Raw genomic sequence first — 23,569 nt, forward strand, 5'->3', positions numbered from 1 at the left:
AGCGAATGTACCCAATGATTTTCATATCAAGTACTAGCCGCTTCTCCTACATTAAAAAAAGCAATCAAGACTCGTTACAAACTCGTCTTATTGCTTTTATATATGGTTATAAAATATAGATATTTAAGTTGGATTATAGCAGAGAGGGATATAAAAAAGGCAACCAAAAATGTTTTGATTGCCTTAGGTGGGGGATTAGTGACCAATTAAGATAGGAGAGTTACTTAATCTTTTCTCTGGCCAGTAACTGTGAGCAGATAACCAGAAACAGAGATACAATCAGCATTATGGTTGCAAGTGCATTTACTTCCGGAGAAATGCCAACCTTAACCATAGAGTAAATCTTCAAAGGTAAGATCTCATATGCCGGTCCGGTGACAAATGAGCTCACAATCACATCATCCAGCGATAAGGTGAAGCTTAGCAGCCAGCCAGCGGCTACTGCCGGTTTTGCTAACGGCAGGATAATCTGTTTCAGGATTACCCATTCGCTTGCACCAAGATCGCGGGCAGCCTCAAGCATTTTCACATCAAAGCCTTTTAGTCGGCTATACACAGTCACAACCACAAACGGTAGACAGAAAGTGATGTGTGACAGAAGCAAAGTCAAAAAGCCCAGTTCAGCGCCAAGCAGAATGAATAGAGCCAGCAGCGAGATTGCCATAACGATATCCGGTGACATCATTACAACAAACAGCATACCGTTAACAAAACGCTTGCCTCGGAACTGGTAGCGGAATAGGGCAACGGCTGTCAGGCTGCCGATAATTGCGGCTGCTGAAGCTGAGAACACTGCGATATTTAGCGAGTGCCATGCCGCCTGCATCAGGCTGTCGTTATTGACTAGCTGCTCGTACCATTTAGTCGTAAAGCCACCCCATTTCATACCAAACTTGCTGGCATTAAATGAGTTTACGATCAGAATAATAATTGGCGTATATAGAAAGACATACACCACAGTCATCAGACTGAATTTTAAAGCGCGTCCCATTATTCCAGTTCCACCTTACGGTTAAGTAACTTGCCGGCACGGTAGTAGGCAAATAGCATAATGGCCATAGCAACAGTCAATGCAATACTGGTTGCGGCACCAAACGGCCAGTCACGGGCGTTGAGCACCTGACTCTTAATCACGTTACCAATCAGTAGGTTCTTTGCGCCGCCCAGAAGATCAGACACATAGAACATACCTAATGCAGGAAGTAGTACCAGCAGGCTACCTGCGATAATACCCGGCATTGTCAGTGGCAGAATCACTTTAACGAACGTCTGGAACTTGCTGGCGCCAAGGTCGCGAGCAGCTTCAATATATGTGTGATCCAGCTTTTCAATTGCTGAGTACAGCGGCAGAACCATAAATGGCAACAGGATATAAACCAAACCAACCATTACCGCGTACTCGGTGTACATAATACGTATTGGTTTATCAATGATGTCCAGGTACAGAAGGGTATTATTGAAAACACCACGGGTACCCAGCATGATTTTCAGGCCGTATGTACGGATCAGCGAGTTAGTCCAGAACGGAACAATAACCAGAAACAACATAAACGGACGCCATTTCTCGGGCATTTTGGCAATGCCGTAAGCAAACGGGTAACCGATCAACAGGCAAAGCAGGGTTGCCACCATCGCCATATAGAACGAGTGGGCCATGACCTTTGCGTACAGAGGATCGAATAACCGGATATAGTTTTCCAGCGTAAATGTCATTTCGATCAGGTTTGCATCATCTCGGGTCAGGAAACTGGTTCCGATAATCATCAGGTTTGGCATGAATACAAACAGTACCAGCCAGCTAACAATAACCGTGATGATGATGTTCTGAAGATTAAGCTTCTTGTTCATCGGCAAGCACCACTTCCCAGCTTTCAACCCAAGTAACAGCTACTTTCTGATCTAGAGAGTGGTCAACATCCGGATCATCTTCGTTGAAGAATTCGCTAACCATTACAGATGTACCCGATTCCAGCTCAACCACAGAATCCAGGGTCATGCCTTTATAGGTGCGTTCACGGACATAGCCGATGATACCGTTGGCGTCATCGGTATTTTCGATTTCTTCTAAGCGAATATCTTCAGGACGCAGAAGAACTTTGACTCGTTCACCTTTCACTACAGGTAGTTTGCAATGAATCAGTGATGAACGGCCTTCAACATCAGCTAAAACACGGTCCTCGTCCAAGCGTTCTTTTACAACAGCATCGAATACGTTGATTTCGCCAATGAAGCGCGCAACAAACAGGTTGGTTGGCTCTTCGTAGATTTCACGTGGAGAGCCATCTTGTTCGACATTACCATCGCGCATAACGATGATGCGGTCAGACATCGACAGGGCTTCTTCCTGATCGTGTGTTACGAAGATGAAGGTAATGCCAAGTTTACGTTGCAACTGCTTAAGTTCGATCTGCATTTGTTTACGTAGTTTGTAATCCAGAGCAGAAAGAGATTCATCCAGCAATAATACTTTTGGTTTATTCACAACAGCACGGGCAATGGCAACTCGCTGTTGCTGACCGCCGGAAAGCTGGTGAGGTTTACGTGAAGCATAACCGTCCAGCTGTACCATGCGTAAAGCTTCCATTACGCGTGGTTCGATTTCACTGTCAGCTACTTTTTGCATGCGCAAACCGAATGCTACGTTGTCGAACACCGTCATATGAGGGAAAAGCGCGTAGCTTTGGAATACTGTATTTACATTCCGTTGTTCGGCAGGAATGTCAGTAACGTTGTTACCAGCGATGATGACTTGACCGGAATCGGCATTTTCAAAGCCAGCAATTAGACGTAATACTGTGGTTTTACCACAACCAGAGGGACCGAGAATGGTTAGGAATTCACCATCATTCACATCCAAATCAAGACCAGTGATGATCTGTTTGCCATCAAAGCTTTTATTCAGCCCTTTTAGCTGAATCACTGGTGTTTTAGTTGTTTGTGCAGCGTTCAATTCTACGTTATCTCCACCTAGGGGATCCATGATTTCGCCCCCCAACATTTAGGCTAATTTTAGGAGGCGCATGATAGACTTCTAACCATGTAAATTAAAGTGGTTTTTCACTGTTTTTTGGATATCGTGCTCCCGTTGGTTATTTTGCAACTAACAATTGGATACCGTAAGGCTGACGGTATTAACTTTTGGCCAAAAACACAGAGGAAACGCCATTTTTGTTACCAAATAGAAGTCGCTTTTATTGCTTCTAAAAATCATCGGTTTACATAGCACATGATGACAATTTGAACATTTTAATTTGACAGGATTTTTATCTAGCGTCTAGCTAGCGTACAATCACGCTACTGTAACTATGACTATTTGATGAAAACAGAATGAATAATAAAACATTCCATGTCGGTGGCTCGATTGATAAGGCTGTGAAAGGGAATTGCGATCTACAGGCTGTAGCCGTTTTACAGGAAGCCTGGAAGGTGACAGCCAAAAACTTTCTTTCATTTCTGCCAGCCATTATTGGCTTATTCCTGGCGCAAGTTGCTTTGCTGATGTTGGGGTTGCAGGTCCAGCTTGGTGATGCGTCCATCTTCTTTGATGCCATTATTACCGGGCAAGAAATCTCTGCTGATATTGTTCAGGCTGGTTACATGGCCAACTTTTGGTCTGATGTACTCAGTGCTCCATTGTATGTTGGTGTCAGCTTGATGGCACTGAACCATGCTGTAGGTTTACCAACCAAACCCAGTCATTTGGTGAAGGGCTTTCCATTTACACTTGTGTCCATCATTACGATGCTACTGACATCTTCGATACAGGGCATCGGTAATGCTGTTTTTCCTCTGGTAGGTCTATTTCTTTCTATGGCTTTCAGTTTTGCGATTATTCTGGTGTGCGAAAAACGAACAACACCGGTAAAAGCGATTCAGTACTCATTGATAGCGACCTTGAAAAAATTGATGCCGATGACGGCAATTTACCTTGTCGTATTGATTATGTTCTTCATCTCTTTTGCGACTGCAGGAGTTGGTTTGATTTGGACAATTCCATTTTTCTTTAACGTGAAAGGGATTATTTACCGCAATATGTTTGGTATTACCCTTCAGGTAACCAATATGAAGAAAGGCGGCGATGACGAATCTAAAAAGAACGACGGCAAGGTTTTTGACGCGTGATAAAAACAACAAAAAAATTTGCGTTTCTTATATTGCTTAGTGGACTGACAGCTTGTGGCGAAACGCTGTTAAATGAAGAAAAAACACATGATAGTGACGAGGGGATCTCGCAATTAACATCAGCAGAAAAGCCGGACTTTCGTGCTATTGTAGATGTTAATCAAAAAAAAGCGGCTTTCTTTGACTATTTACGCCCGGCTGTAGAACACGAAAACCAAAGGATTGAGCGAGAGCGTCAATTCCTGCTTGAATTGCAGGCAAAGGTTGAATCTGGTGAATCTATCGATAATGAATCTTTGGCTTATTCAGAAAAGCTAGGAAATGTATATAAAGTTGCTTTAAATAGTGACAGTGTCACACTGGGGTGGTTTAATGTGATGCTCAAGCGTGTTGATGTGTTACCTGAAGAGTTAGTATTAAGCCAGGCGGCGAATGAATCTGGTTGGGGAACATCACGCTTTGCCGTTGAAGGTAATAACTATTTTGGTCAGTGGTGTTATCGTAAGGGATGCGGTTTGGTTCCTTCGGCGCGAACAACAGGAGCGACCCATGAAGTCGCCACCTTTGAATCTGCTTATTTATCGGTTCAGGCTTACTTTATGAATGTAAACCGAAACCGAGCTTATTCTGAACTTCGAGATATTCGTGCAGCACAGCGTGTAGCAGGCCAGATCATCGAAGGAGTAAATTTAGCTGAAGGACTTAGCCGTTATTCGGAACGTGGTCATGCTTATGTGGATGAAATACAGTCGATGATCACGCATAACAAAAAATATTGGCGCCAAGGATAAAGGATGAAATTACCCCATTGGCTTCTGGCTGGATTTATTGCTACTGCATCTGTATATGCTCAGGGCGTTGTGGCTCAAGAAATTCAGATGAGATACAGCTCGCTTTACGGGAAGTTAAAACAGAACGTCAAAGAGGGCCATAATGATGTACGTATTGCCTTCTATTTGCTTGACCAGAAAAATGGTGATGTCTGTACTGTGCATAAAGGATGGATGCAGAAAGAAGAGCATTATGAAGAGTTGGAGATCCCTGTTGATTATGAATTGGTTGTACCGGTGGACACCAATCTTCGGCAGGCAAACCCGGATGTGACGTTTGTTATTGATGACGGTATTACCTGTGATGTCTCTATGCAGGTGATAGCCAATAAACATTATGTTCAATCGATCAGCCAATCTGAGATAGCTGAAATTGTCCCTCAGATGGATAGTTTGTTAGCTGATTTGGGAGGGATGTTTTCCAGTTGGTTTATGCCGGAAGTCAGTGGTGTTGTTATTCATTTCTCGGAAAATGTAACCAAGCCACTTCAAGTCTCTGATGCTAAGACTATTGCTATTGAAGGTAATAAAGCGGTTATCAAGTTAGCTGATTTGGGCAAGGGGGATGAAATTCTTTTCCCTGATGAGGCGGTCAAAGTGACTCCCTGGATCCCTCGCTAGTTAGCAATAGTCACTTTTATAATGTGCGAATAAACAAAATAAAACCCGAGCATGCTCGGGTTTTTTCATATAGCTAATAAATTAGCTTATCGGGGGAACTGGTTTTAGTTCATTTTGCAGAAGTCTGCTGTACATTGTTGATGTGTCTTCAGGTCTGCATAAGTCGATATATCCCACTTATATATATTTTCAAAATCAGCACTTTGAAGTGGTGGAAGATAGCCAGTATCGTATTGACTTAAATAATATTTCTTGAACATCTCAAGCTTATATTGCTTATCAAACCAATATGATATTTTGGAGATAGCATTATTAGGTAACCTCGCTTTAATGCTATTTAGCTCATCCATCGCTTTATCAGGATTCGCTCCCGTGTATGGCTGGTCTTCCCCAAAATAGATTTGGCATTTGGCCTGATTACCTAAGTCATGTGCAGCCTTCATGATGGCTTCACGCACTGTAAAGTGGTCTATATGTGAGCCGTTAGCAAGAAGAACAAAGGCTGCGCAATTATCTTGCTTGAGTATTGGCGTTACATCAGCAGCTATACGCTCATAGATGTTGATTTCAGCTTGTCTGAAATCAGGGAATGAGCCCTCAGGGCCGCCACCAGCAGTCGCTGAACCTTTATATAGGCGCAGAGGTGCGTCATAAAAGCCCGCGGTTTTATAGCGGAAGTTATTCCAGCTACCGAACATTTCTGTATGTGCACTGAAATCTTCGTTGTAACGCATTTTTGAAACATCCAGAACACGTTTGTTGGTCAGGACATCTAAATGGTTTGTCGTATAGTTCGATAAGCTGAAAAAGACTTCAGTGACATTTGTTTTGTGTTCAATGCTGCCTTCATTGGACAATTTGCTTATCAGTCCGCCAAATGTCAGTAAAATATCATCTGGATGAGGACTCAAAAAATACAGGTTTTGTTCGGGTACAGTCGAATAATTCTGGGCATTGGCCAGGCATGGAGCCATGGCCAATGAGAGCACAACTAACGATGTTTTGATCTTATTCATTATAAATATCCGTTGATTAATGAGTTGCGACCAATACTTGATTGATTTCAGTCTTGATGTTGTCTGACTTCGTACCAAAGATTGCTTGTAAGTTATCGCCGATAACCAAAACTTCCCTGGCTCCAAGTTTTTTAATGGCATCAACATCAGCTTGCTTTATATCGTGCAAGGTAACGCGAAGACGGGTAATACAGGCATCGACATTTTTGATGTTTGATTTGCTACCCAGTGCAGAAATCAACTTTTCGGCTAATTCGGTGCCGATCTCGGCAACTTGGCTAATATCTTCTTCGTCAGCTTCACGTCCTGGAGTCATTAGGTTCAACTTCGCAATCATGAGGCGGAACACGGTGTAGTACATGAGAGCCCAAAGAGGACCAATTACGATGAACAACCAAGCGTTGCTAGAAAGTGGGTAGTAGATCAGGAAGTCGATTGCACCATGTGCGAAAGTGACACTGTGATGAATATCCAGAGCACTGACAAGAGCGAAACCAATACCGGTAAAGATACAGTGAATGACATAAAGAATCGGTGCCACGAATAGGAATGAGAATTCCATAGGTTCTGTGATACCGGTGAGCCAAGAGGTTAGTGCGGCTGAGGCCATAATACCACCGACAAGCGCTCTTTTTTCTGGGCGGGCTGAACGGTAAATTGCAAGTCCAATAGCAGGTAGCGCCCACATAGAATACATGTAGCCACCAGCCAGGTTTCCTGCGGTTGGGTCACCAGCAAGATAACGTTGAATTTCGCCTTTAATCACGGCACCAGTTTCAGGATTTATATATTCGCCAACTTCAAAGAAGAACGGAACATTCCAGATATGGTGAAGTCCGAATGGAATAAGTGAGCGCTCAACGAAACCATAGATACCAAATGCGAGCGTAGGGCTTTGGTAAGCTGCCCAGTGAGAGAAACTATCGATCATATTACCAATTGGTGGCCAGACGTAGCTCATCACGATACCCAAAGCAATTGCACTGATACCGGTAACAATCGGAACAAAACGCTTACCGGCAAAGAAGCCAAGATACTCTGGTAATCGGATATTATAGAACCGTCCGTACATAACCGATGCGATAGCACCGATGATGATACCGCCAAATACACCGGTATTAATGGTGGGTATACCAATGACAGTTGCCGTCTCAATACCGTGTAATTTGGCCATAACCCCCATAGTGGCGGTTAGTATAGCGAAACCAACAGTTGCGGCCAGGCCGGCTACACCGTCGTTATCACTCAGCCCCAGAGCAACCCCAATCGCGAAGATAAGTGCCAGGTTACTGAAAACAGCATCACCGGACATTGCCATAATGTCTGAAACAATGCCGGGTAGCCATGAGAAATTAGCGGAGCCAATACCCAGTAATAAGCCTGCTATCGGTAAAACAGCCACAGGCAGCATCAGCGACCGCCCGATTCTTTGTAGAAGACCAAAGGTAGAACTGAACATAATAATAATCCTTTTTTATTAACGAACTTTCAGTTTCTACATTAAGGAAAAAATATCGACTTAAGGTAAATAATAGTTATTCATTTGTAAGAGGATGCTTACAAAGCAAATAAAAACAGAGGGTGCATCTAAATACCGATAAAAACGGTTGCCATGCATAAATTACGTCCGTATAAATTCAGAATGTTCATGTTAAATAGGGATATAACATGGAAAAGAAAACAATATTGGTAGTCGATGACAGTGATGAAATCAGGGATGCATTGAGCGAGTATTTAACTCGCTCTGGTTTCAATGTTATAACTGCCGCTGATGGTGATGAGATGTGGGAGGTTTTTAATCAACAGGAACCTCATTTAATTGTGTTAGATATCATGCTTCCTGGTGATGATGGATTAACTCTTTGCAGTAAAATAAGATTGAAGTCTCATGTTCCAATTATTATGTTGACGGCTGTTTGTGATGAAGTAGATCGTGTTGCTGGCCTTGAGATTGGTGCAGATGATTATATTACGAAGATATTTAGCCCTCGGGAGCTATTGGCAAGAATAAAAGCATTGCTCCGTCGTAGTCTGTTTAGTTCAACAACACCGTTCAATCGGAAGATTGCTTTTCTGGATTGGACATTTGATACAGTGAAGCGGCAGTTGATTCATTCAAGTGGTGAGGTTGTTCAACTCTCAGGTGCTGATTTTTCTTTGTTAAGCCTGATGTTACAACACCCCAATAAAGTCTTTAGTCGTGATGAAATAGCACAGTGTGTATGGGGCCGGGATGTAGAGCCTCTGGAGCGGGGAATAGATGTACAAATGAGCAGATTGCGAAAGCACTTTCATGATGATGCGCGGTCCATCATTATTACTGTCAGAAATAAGGGTTATATGTTGGCTGTAGATTCTCTTTATGAAGCATAAATAGCGGTTAGGGTGAAGTACAAATGAGGTCGGGGTATTTTAAGTCAATTACTTTTCGTGTCTGCTTTACGCTTTTAGTTGTTATTGTAATCGCTGAGTTTATTGCTGGGTTGATTTGGTTCCAGGCAAATGAAGAAACTAAAAAAATGAATGCAAAAAGTACAATGCTTAATATCGCTAATGCCGCAGCTGATACTTATAATTATTTTCAATCATTGCCAGTTAATTATCGCCATCTGATATTGAACCAGTTGAGAGAAGCCGGTGGTACTCGATTCTTTATTTCCATTAATAACAGGTATGTTCCTAATGAGAATATGCCTGATTATACATTTACATACTGGTTGTCAGATTTTACGGAAAAGACACTGCTAAATAAACTAGCAATTGCTAAAAGTGTACAGGTTTCTATTACTCGAAGAGAAGATGTGCGAGTTTTTAATTCAGGTATAAAACTTGGCGAATTGCCTGAAATATGGACCAAGTATAGCTTAGTGTTAGGTGAACTTGATTTGCCGATATTGGTTATGCAAATCGAGATGTCAGAGCAGGAATGGTTTTACATTGCATCGGTATTACCTGTCCCATTTTCTTTACTTACGACACAGTTTTTAGACCAACGACAATTAACATTTCTTGTTATTACTTCGTTTTTACTCATGTTATGCACTGCATTGTTGTTGCAAAAAGAAATCAGGCCAGTCAAGTCATTAGCTAAAGCAGCTACTTTAATGGGGGCACAGTTTACGGTAACGGAAATAAAGGAAGAAGGGAGCAAAGAAACCCGTGCGGCTGTTCATGCCTTTAACAAAATGAATCAGCGGGTAAGGTCTTATATTCGTGATCGAGAAATGTTGTTTAGTGCAATATCCCATGATTTGAAAACACCGCTGGCATGTCTGAAGTTACGTACTGAAATGTTAGATGATGAAAATACGAAAGCACGATTTGAAAAGTTGCTCAATGAAGTTGACCTAATGTTAAAAGGAGCGTTGCAGTGCATTCGGGATACGGATATTCATGAAGAACCGGAATGGATTGATATCAGTCAGTTACTGAGCACTTGTGCTGATTACTATAACCGAGGTTCAGATTGTGTGTCGTTGGAAAACCGACCACAAGTGACTTACCACGGAAAGCCGATTGCGATAAAACGGTGTATTCATAATTTGGTCGATAACGCAGTTCTTTATGGTGGGAAGGTCGATATAACGATCAAAGATTCAAAAAGAGAGCTGCAAATTTCGATACGTGACTATGGGCCAGGTATTGATAACAAATTGCTCGAAAAGGTGTTTGAGCCTTATTACAGAGCGGAGCGTAAAGATGAGACAGGCTCAGGCCTCGGGTTAACGATATCCAGAAGTATTGCTCGTACCCATGGCGGTGATTTGAAATTGCAAAATCATTCGAAGCAGGGGCTTGAGGTTCACTTAATTTTGTCGAGAGAAGTATGAGATTTGTTTTTTTCATCTTGTTCATTGGTTATGTCTTTTCTGTCCATGCCAGCCAGGATGTTCATTTTCTTCATTGGTGGACTTCACAAGGCGAAGCAAAATCTGCCGATATCGTTAAAGAATACCTGAACAAAGAAGGATTCAATGTTGTTAATGTGCCGATTCAGGGCGGCGGGGGTAAAACGGCCAAATCTATATTGCAAGCACGTGCCATTGCTGGCAATCCACCTGATATGGCACAACTTGAAGGGCCCGCAATCAAGTCATGGGCTGCTTTAGGCTTTCTCCATCATTTAAATGCTGCGGCCCAACAACAGCATTGGGATGATAACTTACTTCCTCAGGTTCGAGGTATCCATCAGTTCCATGGTGACTATGTGGCCATACCTATTACGATTCACCGACTGAACTGGATGTGGGTGAATCAGGATATTTTGCAAAAACATCAGCTGAAAATTCCTGAAACCTGGGAACAGTTGATTGATGTTTTTTCTCAACTAAAACAGAAAGGTGTTGCTCCTCTGGCTCTCGGGAATGAACCTTGGCAGGTAGTTCAGCTGTTTGAAAACATCGCATTTGGTCTCGGTGGACCAAATTATTACCGTAAGGCTTTCATTGAATTAGATCCTGATACTTTGGCTAGTCCGATAACGCTAGAAGTTCTTAATAAGTTTCGCCGGATCAGCACAATTGTATTACCAGACTTAACTAAACAACGCTGGGAAGAAGCAACAAATGATTTGCTGGTAGGTAAACGTGTATTTCAAATAACCGGTGACTGGGTTGCCGGTGAGTTAATAGCGATAAATGGTCATTTCCCCAGTTATATTTCATGTAATCCGACACCATCCAAGCAGCCGGGATTTATTTATAATATGGATAGCTTTGCTTTGTTTAAAAATCCGCTATTAAGTAATGAGCGAGCAAATCAGATTGCAGCTGTTATATCTGAACCAGCATTTCTTCGTGGTTTTAATCGACTAAAGGGGTCAATGCCAGCGCATCGGAATATATCAATGCATGGATTTAATACTTGTTCTCTCAGGGCTAAACAAGATTTTAATGAGGCTGATAAATCGGGAACGCTTATGCCGAGCATCATTGATTCTATGGCGGTTAGCCCTGTGATAGAGAAAGCGGCATCCAGCGAGTTATTCCGTTTTTTCAATGATCCGACGATGAAACCAGAGGATGTGATAGTCCACATGCAGAATATGGGGTCTAGTAATCTGAATCTTTAGCTTGCTTCCAGAGTTATAGTGTCTTTTTTTGACCGAAAAGTAATGAATGCTGCTACCTAGTTAGCAAAATGAGAATTTAAATCGTTCATTTTACGAAAACCTGATTCATCGCAAGTCATTTTATTTCTGAGTCCTTGATACTTGGTACGCATTATCTGAGGCGCACCTGTTAATAAGCCTCTAATTCAAAAGGGTCATCTTGATTCTCCAAACAACTGATTCATCAGATAATTAAGAGTGGGACATGGATAAATTAATTGAGAGATTTTTGCGTTACGTTAGCTTTGAGACTCAATCTAACTCATCAGTTGCCCACTGCCCGAGTACTGAAGGGCAGCGCGTGCTTGCAGAACAGATCAAAAAAGAGCTTATCGAACTTGAGCTTTGTGATGTCGAACTGGATGAAAACGGCTATTTGACGGCTCGTCTACCATCTAACGTTGATTATGACGTTCCGACTATCGGATTTATCGCGCACATGGATACAGCGCCAGATGCTTCTGGCAAAGATGTAAGACCTCAAATTGTTGAAAATTATCAGGGCGGAGATATTGCTCTTGGTGCCGGTGATGAGGTGCTTTCACCAATCCAGTATCCGGATCTGAACAAACTGCATGGTCATAACTTGATCACAACTGATGGTACAACTCTGCTTGGTGCAGATAACAAAGCGGGTATCGCTGAAATCATCACTGCAATTGCTTACCTGAAAGAACATCAGGAAATTAAGCACGGTGAAATTTGTATCGGCTTTACGCCAGATGAAGAAATCGGCCGTGGCGCTGATCTGTTCAATGTTGAGAAGTTTGGTGCGAAATGGGCATACACCATTGACGGCGGTCCGGTTGGTGAACTGGAATTTGAAAACTTCAACGCATCTTCTGCTGATGTTATCTGTCATGGTGTGAACGTACACCCTGGCACAGCAAAAGATAAGATGATCAACGCCATGAACATCGCAGCACAATTCCAGCTGATGATGCCTACAGAAGAAACACCAGAATGTACCGAAGGCTATGAAGGTTTCTATCATCTGGTTGCGATGGAAGGTGGCGTTGCTAAGACAGAACTAAACTATATTCTTCGTGATTTTGACGGTGACAGCCTGGAACGCCGTAAGGTCTTCATGCAGGAGAAAGTAGACGAGCTGAATAGCACGCTGGAAAAAGGTCGTGTTGAACTGAAGATCACTGACAGCTATCGTAATATGCGTGAAATGGTTGAGCCTCATCCACACGTCATTGAACTGGCTAAAGAAGCAATGATTGAGTGTGATGTACAGCCAATCATTAAGCCAATTCGTGGTGGTACTGACGGTGCTCGTCTGTCATTCATGGATCTGCCTTGTCCGAATATTTTCACCGGTGGTTACAACTTCCATGGTCTCCATGAGTTTATCACTATCGAAGGTATGCAGCAGGCAGTGAAAGTGATTGTGAAAGTAGCTGAAAATACGGCTAAGAAATATCAGTAATTTCAGTTTACGTGCCTGTAAATAGCAATAGGCGCATATAACTGATTGTAAAGAGTCGCATTTATGCGGCTCTTTTTTGTGCTTGGAATACCGCAAACTTGCAGTATGGTTACTGGCTTTAGTGATGGCTATTAATGAACCTCAGTGCTAATCTTGTCTATAAATAAACATTAAGTTGAGAGCTGCTTATGAATGCATCCCAGGCTAAACAGAATCAGTCGCAGGCCGAAGCTGGTAATGTCGTGCTGCCTGTGGTTTTCAACATTCTGGATAAATGGTCTTGTACACAGGCTCAACAAATGGCGGTATTGGGTTTGAGCAGCCGTTCGACGTTGAATAAATATCGTAGCCATCCGGAATCAGCCAAAGTGTCTAAAGATCTGCTGGAACGAATGAGCTACATCCTGAATATCCATAAATGTTTGCGGATCCTGTTTACATCCGATGAAAGCATTTATAACTGGGTACAGAAATCGAACTCTCACCCGTTCTTTGCCGGTCGTTCTGCGATGGATGTGATGATGCAGGGTAAGGTGGTTGATTTGTACCAGGTTGCTTCGCGCTTGAATGCCTGGCGGGGTGGGCAGTCCTGATGCCGTATCCAATTCAAAAAATAGATGATCAACATTGTTATAGGCTGATCCCATCTAAGTATCCTCCAATCAATTTATATGAAGATGTGGCTGATGCATCACAGCTGGATGCTGTTTTTGCTATAGAAGCACTGACAAATCCGCGCTTGGCTGAAGAAGTCGGTAATTTTGCTTGTGTACCAGTAGAAGAACGCTTGGTTGGTATACCGCATTGCAGTTATGTCATGGCGGCTTTTACTCATGTAAATCCGGATGGAGCCCGATTTAATACCGCTGACTTTGGTGCGTATTATGCGGCTCCGGACATAAATACTTCAATTAAAGAAACAGTCCATCACATGGAGCGAGTGATGGGTTACACCCAGGAGCCGGCACAGGATATCCAGATGCGATGTATTGATGCTTGGTTTACAGCTGATCTTGTTGATCTAACAGAGCAGAGTTATCTTGATTCTGAACTTTATCACCCGACAAATTATAGCCACTCACAGGCGCTGGCATGTTCGTTAAAGGGAGAAAATAAGGATGGTGTGGTTTACCAGTCGGTTCGCCATCAGGACTATAATTGTTACGCTTTGCTGAAACCTAATCTGGTGACTAAGGTTTGTCAGTCGAAACATTATACCTATAAGTGGAATGGAGCCTCTGTTAATGCTGTTCTTGAAATGCAGTTGGTATAGCTAATACGTTAATGAACATGAACATGAACATGAACATGAACACTAACATTAATAAAAAATACCCTATGCCACGTTTGCAGCATAGGGTAACCACTAAAATAGAGGGGACTATTTTAGTTCTTTTTCAGCCTTTTTGGCGGCTTCTTCAAAATTAGGGTTGCTATCGATACTGTTGACTATCCACTTGTTCAAGTGCTTTAAAATTGCTGTTACAGCATGATCTTGCGTTACTTTATCTCCCTCTGTAATTTCTAACTCATGCTTACCACGTAGGCCGGTTTCATCTTCCGCAATATGAAGCCAATCCGGGTGCCAGTAAAATGATTTTCCTTGCTCAGTCATCCAGTTATGAACACCGCAGTTGTCGCCTTTGTAGTTCAAGTCTTGAGCTTTGTACTTCATTTGTTTCCCTTATCAAAGTCATGTATCGAATGAACTTTATCAGTATAAAAAATAAATGCGGTCAAACCGTGACCAACATTACATAATTGCAGAAAGGTAATCGAACAAAGGTATAAATAGTGTGAACCCTGTATGATTTTGCATTTAAAGTATTGATTAAAAAGAAAAAGCCAGCAGATGCTGGCTTTTAGTCTAAACCTTGTATAACAACTATGATAAATAACGTTCAACAAGGTGTTTCTTGAAGTGCTCTGGATTCAGACTTTCGCCAGTAGCCTCTTTTAACAGCTCATCAGTACTTAATGTCGACGCTTTCTTCCAGATATGTTTATCCAGCCAATTGAAAATCGGTGATAGATTTCGTTCCCGAATCTGATTTTCTACATTCATCTCCTTACCCATGGCAGCCATGAACTGGGCGGCATACATTGCGCCTAAGGTATAAGAAGGGAAGTACCCGAAACTTCCGTCGGTCCAGTGAATATCCTGCATACAACCGTCGATATAGTTGCATCGCGTTGTCAGGCCAAGATATTCAGTCATTTTTTTGTCCCAGAGTTCCGGGATGTCTTCAACCTCAATATTACCTTCAATTAAATCTCGTTCGATTTCATAACGCAGAATGATGTGAGCCGGATAGGTAACTTCATCGGCATCTACCCGAATAAAACCTGGTGTTACCCGAGTATTGAAAAGAGCCAGATTCTGGCTGGTTAGTGCTGCATCATCACGGCGGTTAAATGCATCACAGGCAAGCGGAGCGAGCATATCGAGAAAGGGTTTGCTACGCGATAACTGCATTTCAAAGAACAGGCTTTGCGATTCGTGAATACCCATTGAGCGCGCTTCTCCGACAGGCAATCCTCGCCATTTTGCAGGTAAGCTTTGTTCATAACGGGCATGGCCGGTTTCGTGGATAACACCTAGTAATGCTGATGTGAAATCGGCTTCGTCGTACCTGGTCGTTATCCGTACGTCGGTCGATACGCCGCCGCAAAATGGATGAACGCTGACATCCAGGCGTCCGTGATTAAAATCGAAGCCGAGTTTGCTCATTACCTCAAGGCTGAGTAATTTTTGCTGTTCAATCGGGAATGGTCCGACTGGGGTAATCACGCCTTCGGAGGTTTGTTTTTCCTGAACCTGTCGGATCAGGCTTGGCAGCCAGGACTTTACATCATTGAAGATTCTGTCGAGCTGCTTGGTGGTCATGCCCGGTTCATAGATATCTAACAGGGCATCATATCGGCTCAGGCCTGTTGCCTCTGCTCGAATCTGGGCCTCCTGCCGGGAAATTGCGACCACTTCTTTTAAATTCTTGCTGAATGAGTGCCAGTCATTTTCATTCCGCTGGCTTCGCCACGCGTGCTCACATTTCGACCCTGCCAGCGATTGAGCTTCAACCAGTTCGGCTGGAAGTTGGGTGTTGATTTGCCATGAACGCTTCATTTCCTTTAGGCTGGCTAATTGCTCTTGGCTCAAGGGTTCGGATTTTGCTTTGTCAAACCATTCTGCAAGGTGCGGAGCTGTAGCTAATTCATGCTGCATTACTGCCAGTTCAGCCATTGCTTCCGAGCGGGCATCATTGCCACCTTCCGGCATCATTGTTGCCTGATCCCAGCCACAGATAGCATTAAGGTGTGAAAGCCTTGATAGTTTTTTATGATGTTGTTCTAGTTTTTTGTAGAAATTCATTACCTATCCTTATGTCAACGGATTCCTAGCCATTAGATTTGCTACGAAATGCTTTCACTTAGAATAAAAGTTTTTGTTTGATTTAAAAATGCCAATAGTGGAAAAACGGGATTTTGCGAAAAAATCCCGAGGGATGCCACTTTAGCAGTTGATCTTATGAGTTTAATTATACGTTTTAGTTAATTATATCTGTGCTTGTTATGAAATATAGTGCTAACAAATGTTGAAGTTTGTAGCAAAAGAGCTGAAAACAGGTGAGACATCTGGAAAACTCTGTCGTCCATGATAATGTCGATAAACGACCTTGTGACGTCTAGAAATCAGAATAAAAAATCATAACGATATGTGTAACTAAATTTACATTATCGTAAGACTTCGTAAAGACCACAAGTGACAGAAATACTCTTCGTTATACTGCTGGTACCATCAAAGAGGGCTAGTTATATCATTATGCAAAAGAGTTCTACAATTCATGCTTTACTTGCGGCAACGGCATTGTTTTCTTCTGTAGTCTTTGCCACTCCCACTGTCATTCCTGATGCGCCGGCTCTTGGTGCAAAAGGTTACGTGTTAATGGATTACCATACTGGACAGGTCCTTGTTGAGAAAAATGCTCATGAGCGTTTAAATCCCGCCAGTCTCACTAAGTTGATGACCAGCTATGTTGCCGGGCAAGAAATGAAAAGTGGCAATATCAGCAAAGATGATCTTGTGGTGATTAGCCGAAACGCTTGGGCTAAGAATTTTCCTGATTCTTCCAAAATGTTCATTGAGGTAAATACCGAAGTGAACATGATGGATTTATACCGTGGCTTAATTGTTCAATCAGGTAATGATGCCAGTGTTGCGATTGCCGAACATGTTGCTGGCTCTGAAGGGGCATTTGTGAGTTTAATGAACTCATGGGCCCAGAAGCTCAATATGAAAGACAGTTCTTTTTCTAATGCTCACGGCTTGGATAACAGCGCTCTTTATTCAACACCGTATGATATAGCTTTACTTGGCAGGGCCTTGATTAACGATCTTCCTGATATTTACTCATTGTATAGCGAACGTTCTTTTACCTATAACGACATAACCCAAAGAAACAGAAATGGCTTACTAGGTGATAAAAGCCTGAATGTGGATGGTATGAAAACCGGATATACCAGTGGTGCTGGTTACAGTTTAGCGAGTTCAGCTACGCAAGGAGAGATGCGTTTGATCTCTGTGGTTATGGGGTCAAAAAGTACGAGAAGCCGGGAGTCTGAAAGTAAACAGTTGCTGAATTATGGTTTTCGTTTTTTTGAAACTGTATCACCACACTCGAAAGGTGCCGAAGTTCTGAATGAACGTGTCTGGATGGGTAATGCAAACAGTATCTCTTTGGGAACACAAAATACCTCGTATGTGACATTGTCACGAAATGACATTAAGAAGCTGACCGCTAGCGTCGAGCTTAATGATGAACTTGTCGCTCCGATAAAAAAAGGGGAGGTGGTTGGTAAAATCTTTTATCAGGTGGATGGCAAGCCGATAAAAGAAGTACCTCTGGTCGCCCTGGAAAATGTGCAAGAAGGTGGTTTTTTTAGCCGTTTGATTGACTATATAAAAATGTTTTTTGTCAGCTTATTTAAATAAGAATCTTTATTCATCTTAGTAATAAAAACGTTGTGATAAATAAGGGCCGCAATTTGCGGCTCTTTTTATATGAATGTATTCTTGCGTACATTTGGGGTTAACATCAATTTTTAGATTTCATTGGTTGATATTATTCTGAGTATGTTCAGGATTTATTGGTTATGGGTATATTACCTAAGGGCGATAGTGTGGTGGTTGTATTTACGGTGAGATGGCTGACTTTTTATACTGAGTGCATACTGTTTTGGTAGATAGATGGACGGTGTTTGTTGAATGAAAAATTTAACACTATAGGATTATTAATTTGATAGACATAAATTCAGAAAAGAAAATTGCTGTATTAATTGATGCAGAAAATGCACAGTACTCGGTTCTTGATTATGTATTAAAAGAGCTTTCAAAGCATGGTCATATTTTGGTTAAAAGAGCATATGGTGATTGGAGTTCAGATTGTTTAAAAAACTGGAAGCAACAATTAAATGAGCTTGCTATTAATCCAATCCAACAATTTTCTTATACTCATGGCAAGAATTCCTCTGATGCTGCAATGATCATCGATGCAATGGACTTATTATATTCTAATAATTTTGATGCGTTTGCTCTAGTTAGTAGTGATAGTGATTTTACAAAGCTTGCTTCAAGGTTAAAGGAGTCTGAAATATATGTATTTGGTGTCGGAGAGAAGAAAACGCCGATAGCTTTTAGAAATGCATGCGATGATTTCATGTATACAGAAGTGATTAGAGAGCGCTATATAGTAAAAGAAGAATCAGAGATTGCTATTCCAGATAAAATCAAGAACTCAGTATCCAAAGAAATTAGGAACAAACTCCGAATGGATACAAGGCTTGTTAAAATATTGAGAGGGGCTGTTTCGGAATACGCTGATGAAGATGGCTGGTCGTTTCTTGGCCGGTGTGGAGGTTTAATAAAACGACAATATCCAGATTTTAGCTCAAAAAACTACGGATTTAATACGCTAAGTCAATTGGTAGAAGCTACTGAACTTTTTGATATTGAACGTAGGCCAACGGGAACTGGTGCGTTTCATATTTACATCAAAGATCAGAGAAAATAGTTATGAAAATTGGTATAAAGTGCCACTACTTAAAGTAGTGGCACGCCACATTATTTGACCGTCACTTTTTCAATAATGATAGCTTCACACGGCACATCATCATGACCATACTTAGATGTTGTTTTAACTTTTGCAATTTCATTAACAACATCCATACTGGCAATGACTTTACCAAATACAGCATAGCCCCAGCCTTGGTTGGTGGTTGCAGTATGATCAAGGAAGTCGTTATCGGCTAAGTTGATAAAAAATTGTCCGGTTGCAGAATGTGGCGCATCAGTTCGTGCCATCGCAATCGTGCCGATAACGTTTTTAAGTCCACGGTTAGCTTCATTGACAATAGGCGCGCGAGTCGGCTTTTCTTGCATGTCTTTAGTATGGCCACCACCTTGTATCATAAAGCCTTTTATTACACGGTGAAAAATAGTTCCTTCATAGAAACCGTCTTGGCAATACTTTAAGAAATTCCTTGAACTGACAGGTGCTTTATCAAAATTCAGTTCGATCTCGATATCGCCTAAATTAGTGGTAAAAATAATCATATTAGCTGTAACCGTGTTGGTATCAATTTAGTCGCGACGCAGTATACGAAATCAAAACGTCAAACAGTAGTGTCAAATTACGAGTTGAAGCATTATTAATCGAAGCTTTACTATTGTAGGCCCAATAAAGGAAAGAGCCGCAATGTGCGGCTCTTTTTAGATATAATTGATGAATGTGCTTAGTTTACTTGCACAACATTCAATTGCTCACCTGGATCGAACTCTGAAACAGCTTCCACGGAAACCGGAGAAGTTGGAATCTCTTGCTTATCGAAAGCAATATCACCACCGTCGATAGCTCCAGAGTCTTTGTTGATGCTCTTAAAATCAAACAAATCGAAATCGGCCAAGTGTGATGGTACAACATTCTGCATTGCAGTGAACATTGTCTCAATACGGCCCGGATGAGATTTATCCCAGCCTCGCAGCATTTCTTTGATGATCTGGCGTTGCATATTTGGCTGAGAACCACACAGGTTACACGGAATGATAGGGAAGTCCTTCATTTCGCTGAAACGCTCAATGTCTTTCTCACGGCAGTATGCAAGAGGGCGGATCACAACGTGCTCGCCATTGTCTGAAACCAGCTTAGGTGGCATACCTTTCATCTTACCGCCGTAGAACATGTTCAGGAATAGGGTCTCCAGCATGTCGTCACGGTGATGACCTAGAGCGATCTTGGTTGCACCAATCTCTTTCGCTGTACGGTACAAGATACCGCGGCGAAGGCGAGAACATAGTGAGCAAGTTGTTTTACCTTCAGGAATCTTCTCTTTAACGATTGAGTAGGTATCTTCGTTAACGATTTTGTATTCGACATCCAGAGACTCAAGGTATTCAGGAAGCACATGTTCAGGGAAACCTGGTTGCTTCTGATCAAGGTTCACTGCAATCAGCTCAAAATTAACAGGCGCATTGCGCTTTAGGCTGCATAGGATATCCAGCATAGTGTAGCTGTCTTTGCCGCCTGATAGGCAAACCATGATGCGATCGCCTTCTTCAATCATGTTGAAGTCGGCAATGGCGTTACCTACGTTACGACGTAGTTTTTTTTGCAGCTTGTTAAAGTTGTATTGCTGAGCCTTGGTTAGCTCTTGAGTTTCGCTCATTCTCAGTCTCTCTTTGAAAAATGGGAAATTGCTGTGTTATTTACTGATTATTCTATTTGATGTCAGTAAATTAGCGGGTTGGATACACCCAAGCAGTCCCATTTGTCAGTAAAAGTTGTTGCTTCCACTGCCGGCATTGAACTGGCAGAAAGTTCGTGGCGTGTATGATACGGATTCAAGCCACAGATACTAGTACCTTTTTACATAAATATTGTCAGTTTTAGTGAAAAAACGGACTTAGGCAAATTCACAGCTTAAGTGAATATGTAGATTACTGCTTGTCGCTCTTCAAAGAGCTATTGATGTTCAGCTATAATTCAACGTCTTATCAGTTTTAGTTTTTAAGGAAATAAAATGGCATTGTCTTGGTGGTCAAAATCATTGACTTTAGGTTTGGTGACAATGTCACTTGTGGGGTGCTCTGCTCAACAATCAAAAAGCTTAGGTATGCGGAGCAGTACGGTAAAGAGCGTTCCGCAAAAAATGACTAATCTTGAATTATGCGAGACCTTTGCTTATAGCCGTAAAGCAAAGCATTCACGGGTTGCTATTGCCAGTGAGTGGACCCGCCGCGGACTTAGTCATAAGTATTGCGATAAAATTAGCAATGAATACTACCTGACAACAGCAATTAAGAAGCTGGCAAATACTGAAGAGAAGCCTAAGAGTAAGAAGGTTCAGCCAGTTAAGCCTGTAAAATAAACCTGATAATACAAAGAAGCCTCTACATGGAGGCTTCTTTGTTAATGTTGAAAACTAGAAAGAAATTAATCGAGACGTGGGCTAAGCGGACTAACATAACCCTCAGGTTTTAGTGCCAACAAATCACAGTTCAAGCTGTCGATAGTATGCTCTGCAGTATTACCAATGAAAACCGCCGATAGTCCAGTGCGACCTGTGGTTCCCAAAATAACAAGTTCAGCATCTAACTCTTCAGCAACTTGTGGTATGACATCTTCTGGTAATCCCTCAATGACATGAGTTTGCTCTTCAGGCAGACCATGTTTATGGCGAAGTGCTTTCATTGATGTAAGGTGGTGGCCGCGAACGGCATCAGTGTATGAAGCTGGATCAAATTCAGGCAGCTCAATTGTAATATTCACCGGGGTTGCCGGATAGGCGTTAACCAAATTAACTTCAGCCTCCAATATATCTGCAATAACCAAGGCTTCAGATACAATAGCATCGTTGAGTTGGTCATGAGTTTCACTGTCAGCTGCCAGGTTTACACTCGCAATGATCTTACCGTTTTCTGGCCAGCTATGATCTTTAACCATTAATACCGGACAAGGGCATTTACGTAATAAATGCCAGTCAGTTGGCGTAAAAATAACAGAGCCGATTTTGTCGTGATCATGCGTTGCTTTAATCAACATGTCATGCTCATGACTGAACACTTCAGCGATAATGGCTTCGTAAGGACGATTGTGCCAAACCACTGTAATCGTGATATCAAAACCGTCATCTGTGTATGGACGAATGATATCTTTCAGCCATTCTTCTCTTTGCATAATGACGCCACGACGCATTGCTTGTCGCTCGTCAGCCGATAGCATCGATGTCATCTCATAAGAAAAGTCATAAATAGCAAGGAAGAGGGTGATTTTCACATCCTGTGATTTTCTGGCGAGATGGACAGCACGAGACAATGCTGGCTGATGATCCTGAATTGGATCAGCAACAACGAGAATATTATTGTACTTAGTCATAACAGCCCCCTTACACAAACGTGTTGGCATCAAAACCAATTTCTGAATCCTCTGTAAAGGAATAATATCTATCGCTTCAATACCATTTTCCGCGAGTAGATAAATCAGATTAGTATATTAACTGTAACGTATAGAAGAAATTATGGGGAGCTCGGAAAGGGGATTAATATAAAAAAAGTGATACGGCTCATAGCTCGTATCACTTTCTTTGTAATCAAGAAATTAATTAGGAGGCGTTGTTTTTGCTTACACCAGCAAGTCGAGCCAGTTCTTCATGATCCAGGATAGTAATGTACTTACCTTTAACACTCAGCATTTCTGACTTTTGAAAACGTCCAAGCAAGCGGCTAATTGTTTCTACGGTTAATCCCAGATAATTACCAATGTCACCACGTGTCATTGTTAGACGGAACTCTCGAGGTGAGAAACCACGCTGAGAGAAACGCAGAGATAAGTTATAGAGGAAGGCCGCCAAACGTTCTTCTGCATTCTTCTTAGAAAGAAGCAGGATCATTTCTTGGTCGCCTTTAATTTCGTTACTCATTAAGCGCATGATTTGCTGGCGCAACTTTGGCATTTTGCCTGACAAATCATCAAGAATTTCAAATGGGATCTCACATACCATTGATGTTTCTAGTGACTGCGCGAAACTAGGGTGCATCATTTCGTTGATAGCATCGAAACCTACCAGGTCACCGGCTAAGTGAAAGGCCGTAATTTGCTCATCACCTTGCTCGGTAATGGTGTAACTTTTGATGGTGCCTGAACGGATCGCGTATAGCGATTTTAGTTCATCCCCAGCCTTAAAAAGCTCTTGTCCTTTCTGGATTGGCTTTTTACGTTCAATAATTTGATCTAGTTGATCGAGCTCAGACTCATTTAAAGTAAATGGAATACACAACTGACTAATACTGCAATCCTGACAGTGGATAGCACATCCGCCTGACTGGATACGTTTGGTTGTAAGTTTGTCTGAAATCATAAGCCTGTCTAACCAATTTGATGTA

23 protein-coding genes are annotated in these 23,569 nt (G+C 42.0%); 12 read left to right on the forward strand and 11 right to left on the reverse strand.

The window, feature by feature from the left end; genetic code table 11:
• Positions 1–220: 220 nt before the first annotated feature.
• The 3 genes from potC to potA are packed head-to-tail and all read right to left on the reverse strand — an operon-like array spanning position 221 to position 2,950.
• Entirely contained in the window at positions 221–991 is a 771-nt protein-coding gene (gene potC, locus Q0852_RS13205) for a spermidine/putrescine ABC transporter permease PotC (protein WP_299018646.1), read from the reverse strand.
• Positions 991–1,848: a spermidine/putrescine ABC transporter permease PotB gene (potB, locus tag Q0852_RS13210; RefSeq protein ID WP_299018647.1), complete on the reverse strand. Its 858-nt coding sequence runs from the start codon at positions 1,846–1,848 to the stop codon at positions 991–993. The genes potC and potB overlap by 1 nt, the downstream gene beginning before the upstream one ends.
• Positions 1,832–2,950, reverse strand: coding sequence for a spermidine/putrescine ABC transporter ATP-binding protein PotA (gene potA / locus Q0852_RS13215; protein WP_299018764.1), 1,119 nt, complete (start codon positions 2,948–2,950; stop codon positions 1,832–1,834). Before potA ends, potB begins: the two co-directional genes overlap by 17 nt.
• 377 nt (positions 2,951–3,327) lie before the next feature.
• Between potA and Q0852_RS13220 the strand changes: the two genes are divergently transcribed.
• Genes Q0852_RS13220 through Q0852_RS13230 form a run of 3 tightly spaced genes read left to right on the forward strand, consistent with a single transcriptional unit; the run spans position 3,328 to position 5,573 of the window.
• Positions 3,328–4,122 (forward strand): hypothetical protein, encoded by a 795-nt coding sequence (locus Q0852_RS13220; RefSeq protein ID WP_299018648.1) that lies wholly within the window; start codon positions 3,328–3,330, stop codon positions 4,120–4,122.
• Positions 4,119–4,913, forward strand: a complete 795-nt coding sequence (locus Q0852_RS13225) for a glucosaminidase domain-containing protein (protein ID WP_299018649.1) — start codon at positions 4,119–4,121, stop codon at positions 4,911–4,913. Before Q0852_RS13220 ends, Q0852_RS13225 begins: the two co-directional genes overlap by 4 nt.
• A gap of 3 nt (positions 4,914–4,916) precedes the next feature.
• Positions 4,917–5,573 (forward strand): DUF2987 domain-containing protein, encoded by a 657-nt coding sequence (locus Q0852_RS13230; protein WP_299018650.1) that lies wholly within the window; start codon positions 4,917–4,919, stop codon positions 5,571–5,573.
• Positions 5,574–5,677: 104 nt separating this feature from the next.
• On the opposite strand, the gene Q0852_RS13235 is transcribed toward Q0852_RS13230, so the two are convergent.
• Both Q0852_RS13235 and ptsG read right to left on the reverse strand, forming a co-directional pair.
• Complete coding sequence (locus Q0852_RS13235; protein ID WP_299018651.1) at positions 5,678–6,589, reverse strand: PIG-L family deacetylase; 912 nt, start codon at positions 6,587–6,589, stop codon at positions 5,678–5,680.
• Between the two features lie 16 nt (positions 6,590–6,605).
• Entirely contained in the window at positions 6,606–8,048 is a 1,443-nt protein-coding gene (gene ptsG, locus Q0852_RS13240; RefSeq protein WP_299018652.1) for a glucose-specific PTS transporter subunit IIBC, read from the reverse strand.
• A 209-nt stretch (positions 8,049–8,257) separates the two neighbouring features.
• Between ptsG and Q0852_RS13245 the strand changes: the two genes are divergently transcribed.
• The 6 genes from Q0852_RS13245 to Q0852_RS13270 all read left to right on the forward strand — a co-directional run bounded on the left by Q0852_RS13245 (position 8,258) and on the right by Q0852_RS13270 (position 14,407).
• Positions 8,258–8,962: a response regulator transcription factor gene (locus Q0852_RS13245; protein WP_299018653.1), complete on the forward strand. Its 705-nt coding sequence runs from the start codon at positions 8,258–8,260 to the stop codon at positions 8,960–8,962.
• A 23-nt stretch (positions 8,963–8,985) separates the two neighbouring features.
• Entirely contained in the window at positions 8,986–10,419 is a 1,434-nt protein-coding gene (locus Q0852_RS13250; protein ID WP_299018654.1) for an ATP-binding protein, read from the forward strand.
• 17 nt (positions 10,420–10,436) lie between these two features.
• The gene (locus tag Q0852_RS13255; RefSeq protein WP_299018655.1) at positions 10,437–11,660 is read left to right on the forward strand and encodes an ABC transporter substrate-binding protein; all 1,224 of its coding nucleotides are present in this window, start codon (positions 10,437–10,439) and stop codon (positions 11,658–11,660) included.
• A gap of 244 nt (positions 11,661–11,904) precedes the next feature.
• Complete coding sequence (pepT, locus tag Q0852_RS13260) at positions 11,905–13,134, forward strand: peptidase T (RefSeq protein ID WP_299018656.1); 1,230 nt, start codon at positions 11,905–11,907, stop codon at positions 13,132–13,134.
• Positions 13,135–13,322: 188 nt separating this feature from the next.
• Positions 13,323–13,727 carry an MbcA/ParS/Xre antitoxin family protein gene (locus tag Q0852_RS13265; protein ID WP_299018658.1) on the forward strand — a complete coding sequence of 135 codons (405 nt, stop codon included), beginning with the start codon at positions 13,323–13,325 and terminating at the stop codon, positions 13,725–13,727.
• The gene (locus Q0852_RS13270; protein ID WP_299018659.1) at positions 13,727–14,407 is read left to right on the forward strand and encodes an RES family NAD+ phosphorylase; all 681 of its coding nucleotides are present in this window, start codon (positions 13,727–13,729) and stop codon (positions 14,405–14,407) included. The genes Q0852_RS13265 and Q0852_RS13270 overlap by 1 nt, the downstream gene beginning before the upstream one ends.
• A 108-nt stretch (positions 14,408–14,515) precedes the next feature.
• Here Q0852_RS13270 and Q0852_RS13275 read toward each other — a convergent pair whose 3' ends face one another.
• Complete coding sequence (locus Q0852_RS13275) at positions 14,516–14,809, reverse strand: hypothetical protein (RefSeq protein ID WP_299018661.1); 294 nt, start codon at positions 14,807–14,809, stop codon at positions 14,516–14,518.
• A 210-nt stretch (positions 14,810–15,019) separates the two neighbouring features.
• Complete coding sequence (locus Q0852_RS13280; RefSeq protein ID WP_299018662.1) at positions 15,020–16,504, reverse strand: carboxypeptidase M32; 1,485 nt, start codon at positions 16,502–16,504, stop codon at positions 15,020–15,022.
• Positions 16,505–16,954: 450 nt separating this feature from the next.
• Between Q0852_RS13280 and Q0852_RS13285 the strand changes: the two genes are divergently transcribed.
• Complete coding sequence (locus Q0852_RS13285; protein WP_299018664.1) at positions 16,955–18,124, forward strand: D-alanyl-D-alanine carboxypeptidase family protein; 1,170 nt, start codon at positions 16,955–16,957, stop codon at positions 18,122–18,124.
• 304 nt (positions 18,125–18,428) lie between these two features.
• Entirely contained in the window at positions 18,429–19,202 is a 774-nt protein-coding gene (locus Q0852_RS13290; protein WP_299018666.1) for an NYN domain-containing protein, read from the forward strand.
• A 50-nt stretch (positions 19,203–19,252) separates the two neighbouring features.
• Here Q0852_RS13290 and Q0852_RS13295 read toward each other — a convergent pair whose 3' ends face one another.
• Both Q0852_RS13295 and ttcA read right to left on the reverse strand, forming a co-directional pair.
• Entirely contained in the window at positions 19,253–19,744 is a 492-nt protein-coding gene (locus Q0852_RS13295) for a peptidylprolyl isomerase (RefSeq protein ID WP_299018668.1), read from the reverse strand.
• A gap of 179 nt (positions 19,745–19,923) precedes the next feature.
• Positions 19,924–20,853 (reverse strand): tRNA 2-thiocytidine(32) synthetase TtcA, encoded by a 930-nt coding sequence (gene ttcA / locus Q0852_RS13300; protein WP_299018670.1) that lies wholly within the window; start codon positions 20,851–20,853, stop codon positions 19,924–19,926.
• Between the two features lie 483 nt (positions 20,854–21,336).
• Between ttcA and Q0852_RS13305 the strand changes: the two genes are divergently transcribed.
• Entirely contained in the window at positions 21,337–21,555 is a 219-nt protein-coding gene (locus tag Q0852_RS13305; RefSeq protein ID WP_299018673.1) for a hypothetical protein, read from the forward strand.
• Positions 21,556–21,620: 65 nt separating this feature from the next.
• Here the strand turns inward: Q0852_RS13305 and uspE are convergent, their stop codons facing one another.
• Together uspE and Q0852_RS13315 are read right to left on the reverse strand one after the other, a co-directional pair.
• Positions 21,621–22,562, reverse strand: coding sequence for a universal stress protein UspE (uspE, locus tag Q0852_RS13310; protein ID WP_299018675.1), 942 nt, complete (start codon positions 22,560–22,562; stop codon positions 21,621–21,623).
• A 226-nt stretch (positions 22,563–22,788) separates the two neighbouring features.
• The gene (locus tag Q0852_RS13315) at positions 22,789–23,544 is read right to left on the reverse strand and encodes an FNR family transcription factor (protein ID WP_299018677.1); all 756 of its coding nucleotides are present in this window, start codon (positions 23,542–23,544) and stop codon (positions 22,789–22,791) included.
• Positions 23,545–23,569: the final 25 nt, after the last annotated feature.

This window comes from uncultured Photobacterium sp. (assembly GCF_947502415.1).
Lineage (GTDB): Bacteria > Pseudomonadota > Gammaproteobacteria > Enterobacterales > Vibrionaceae > Photobacterium.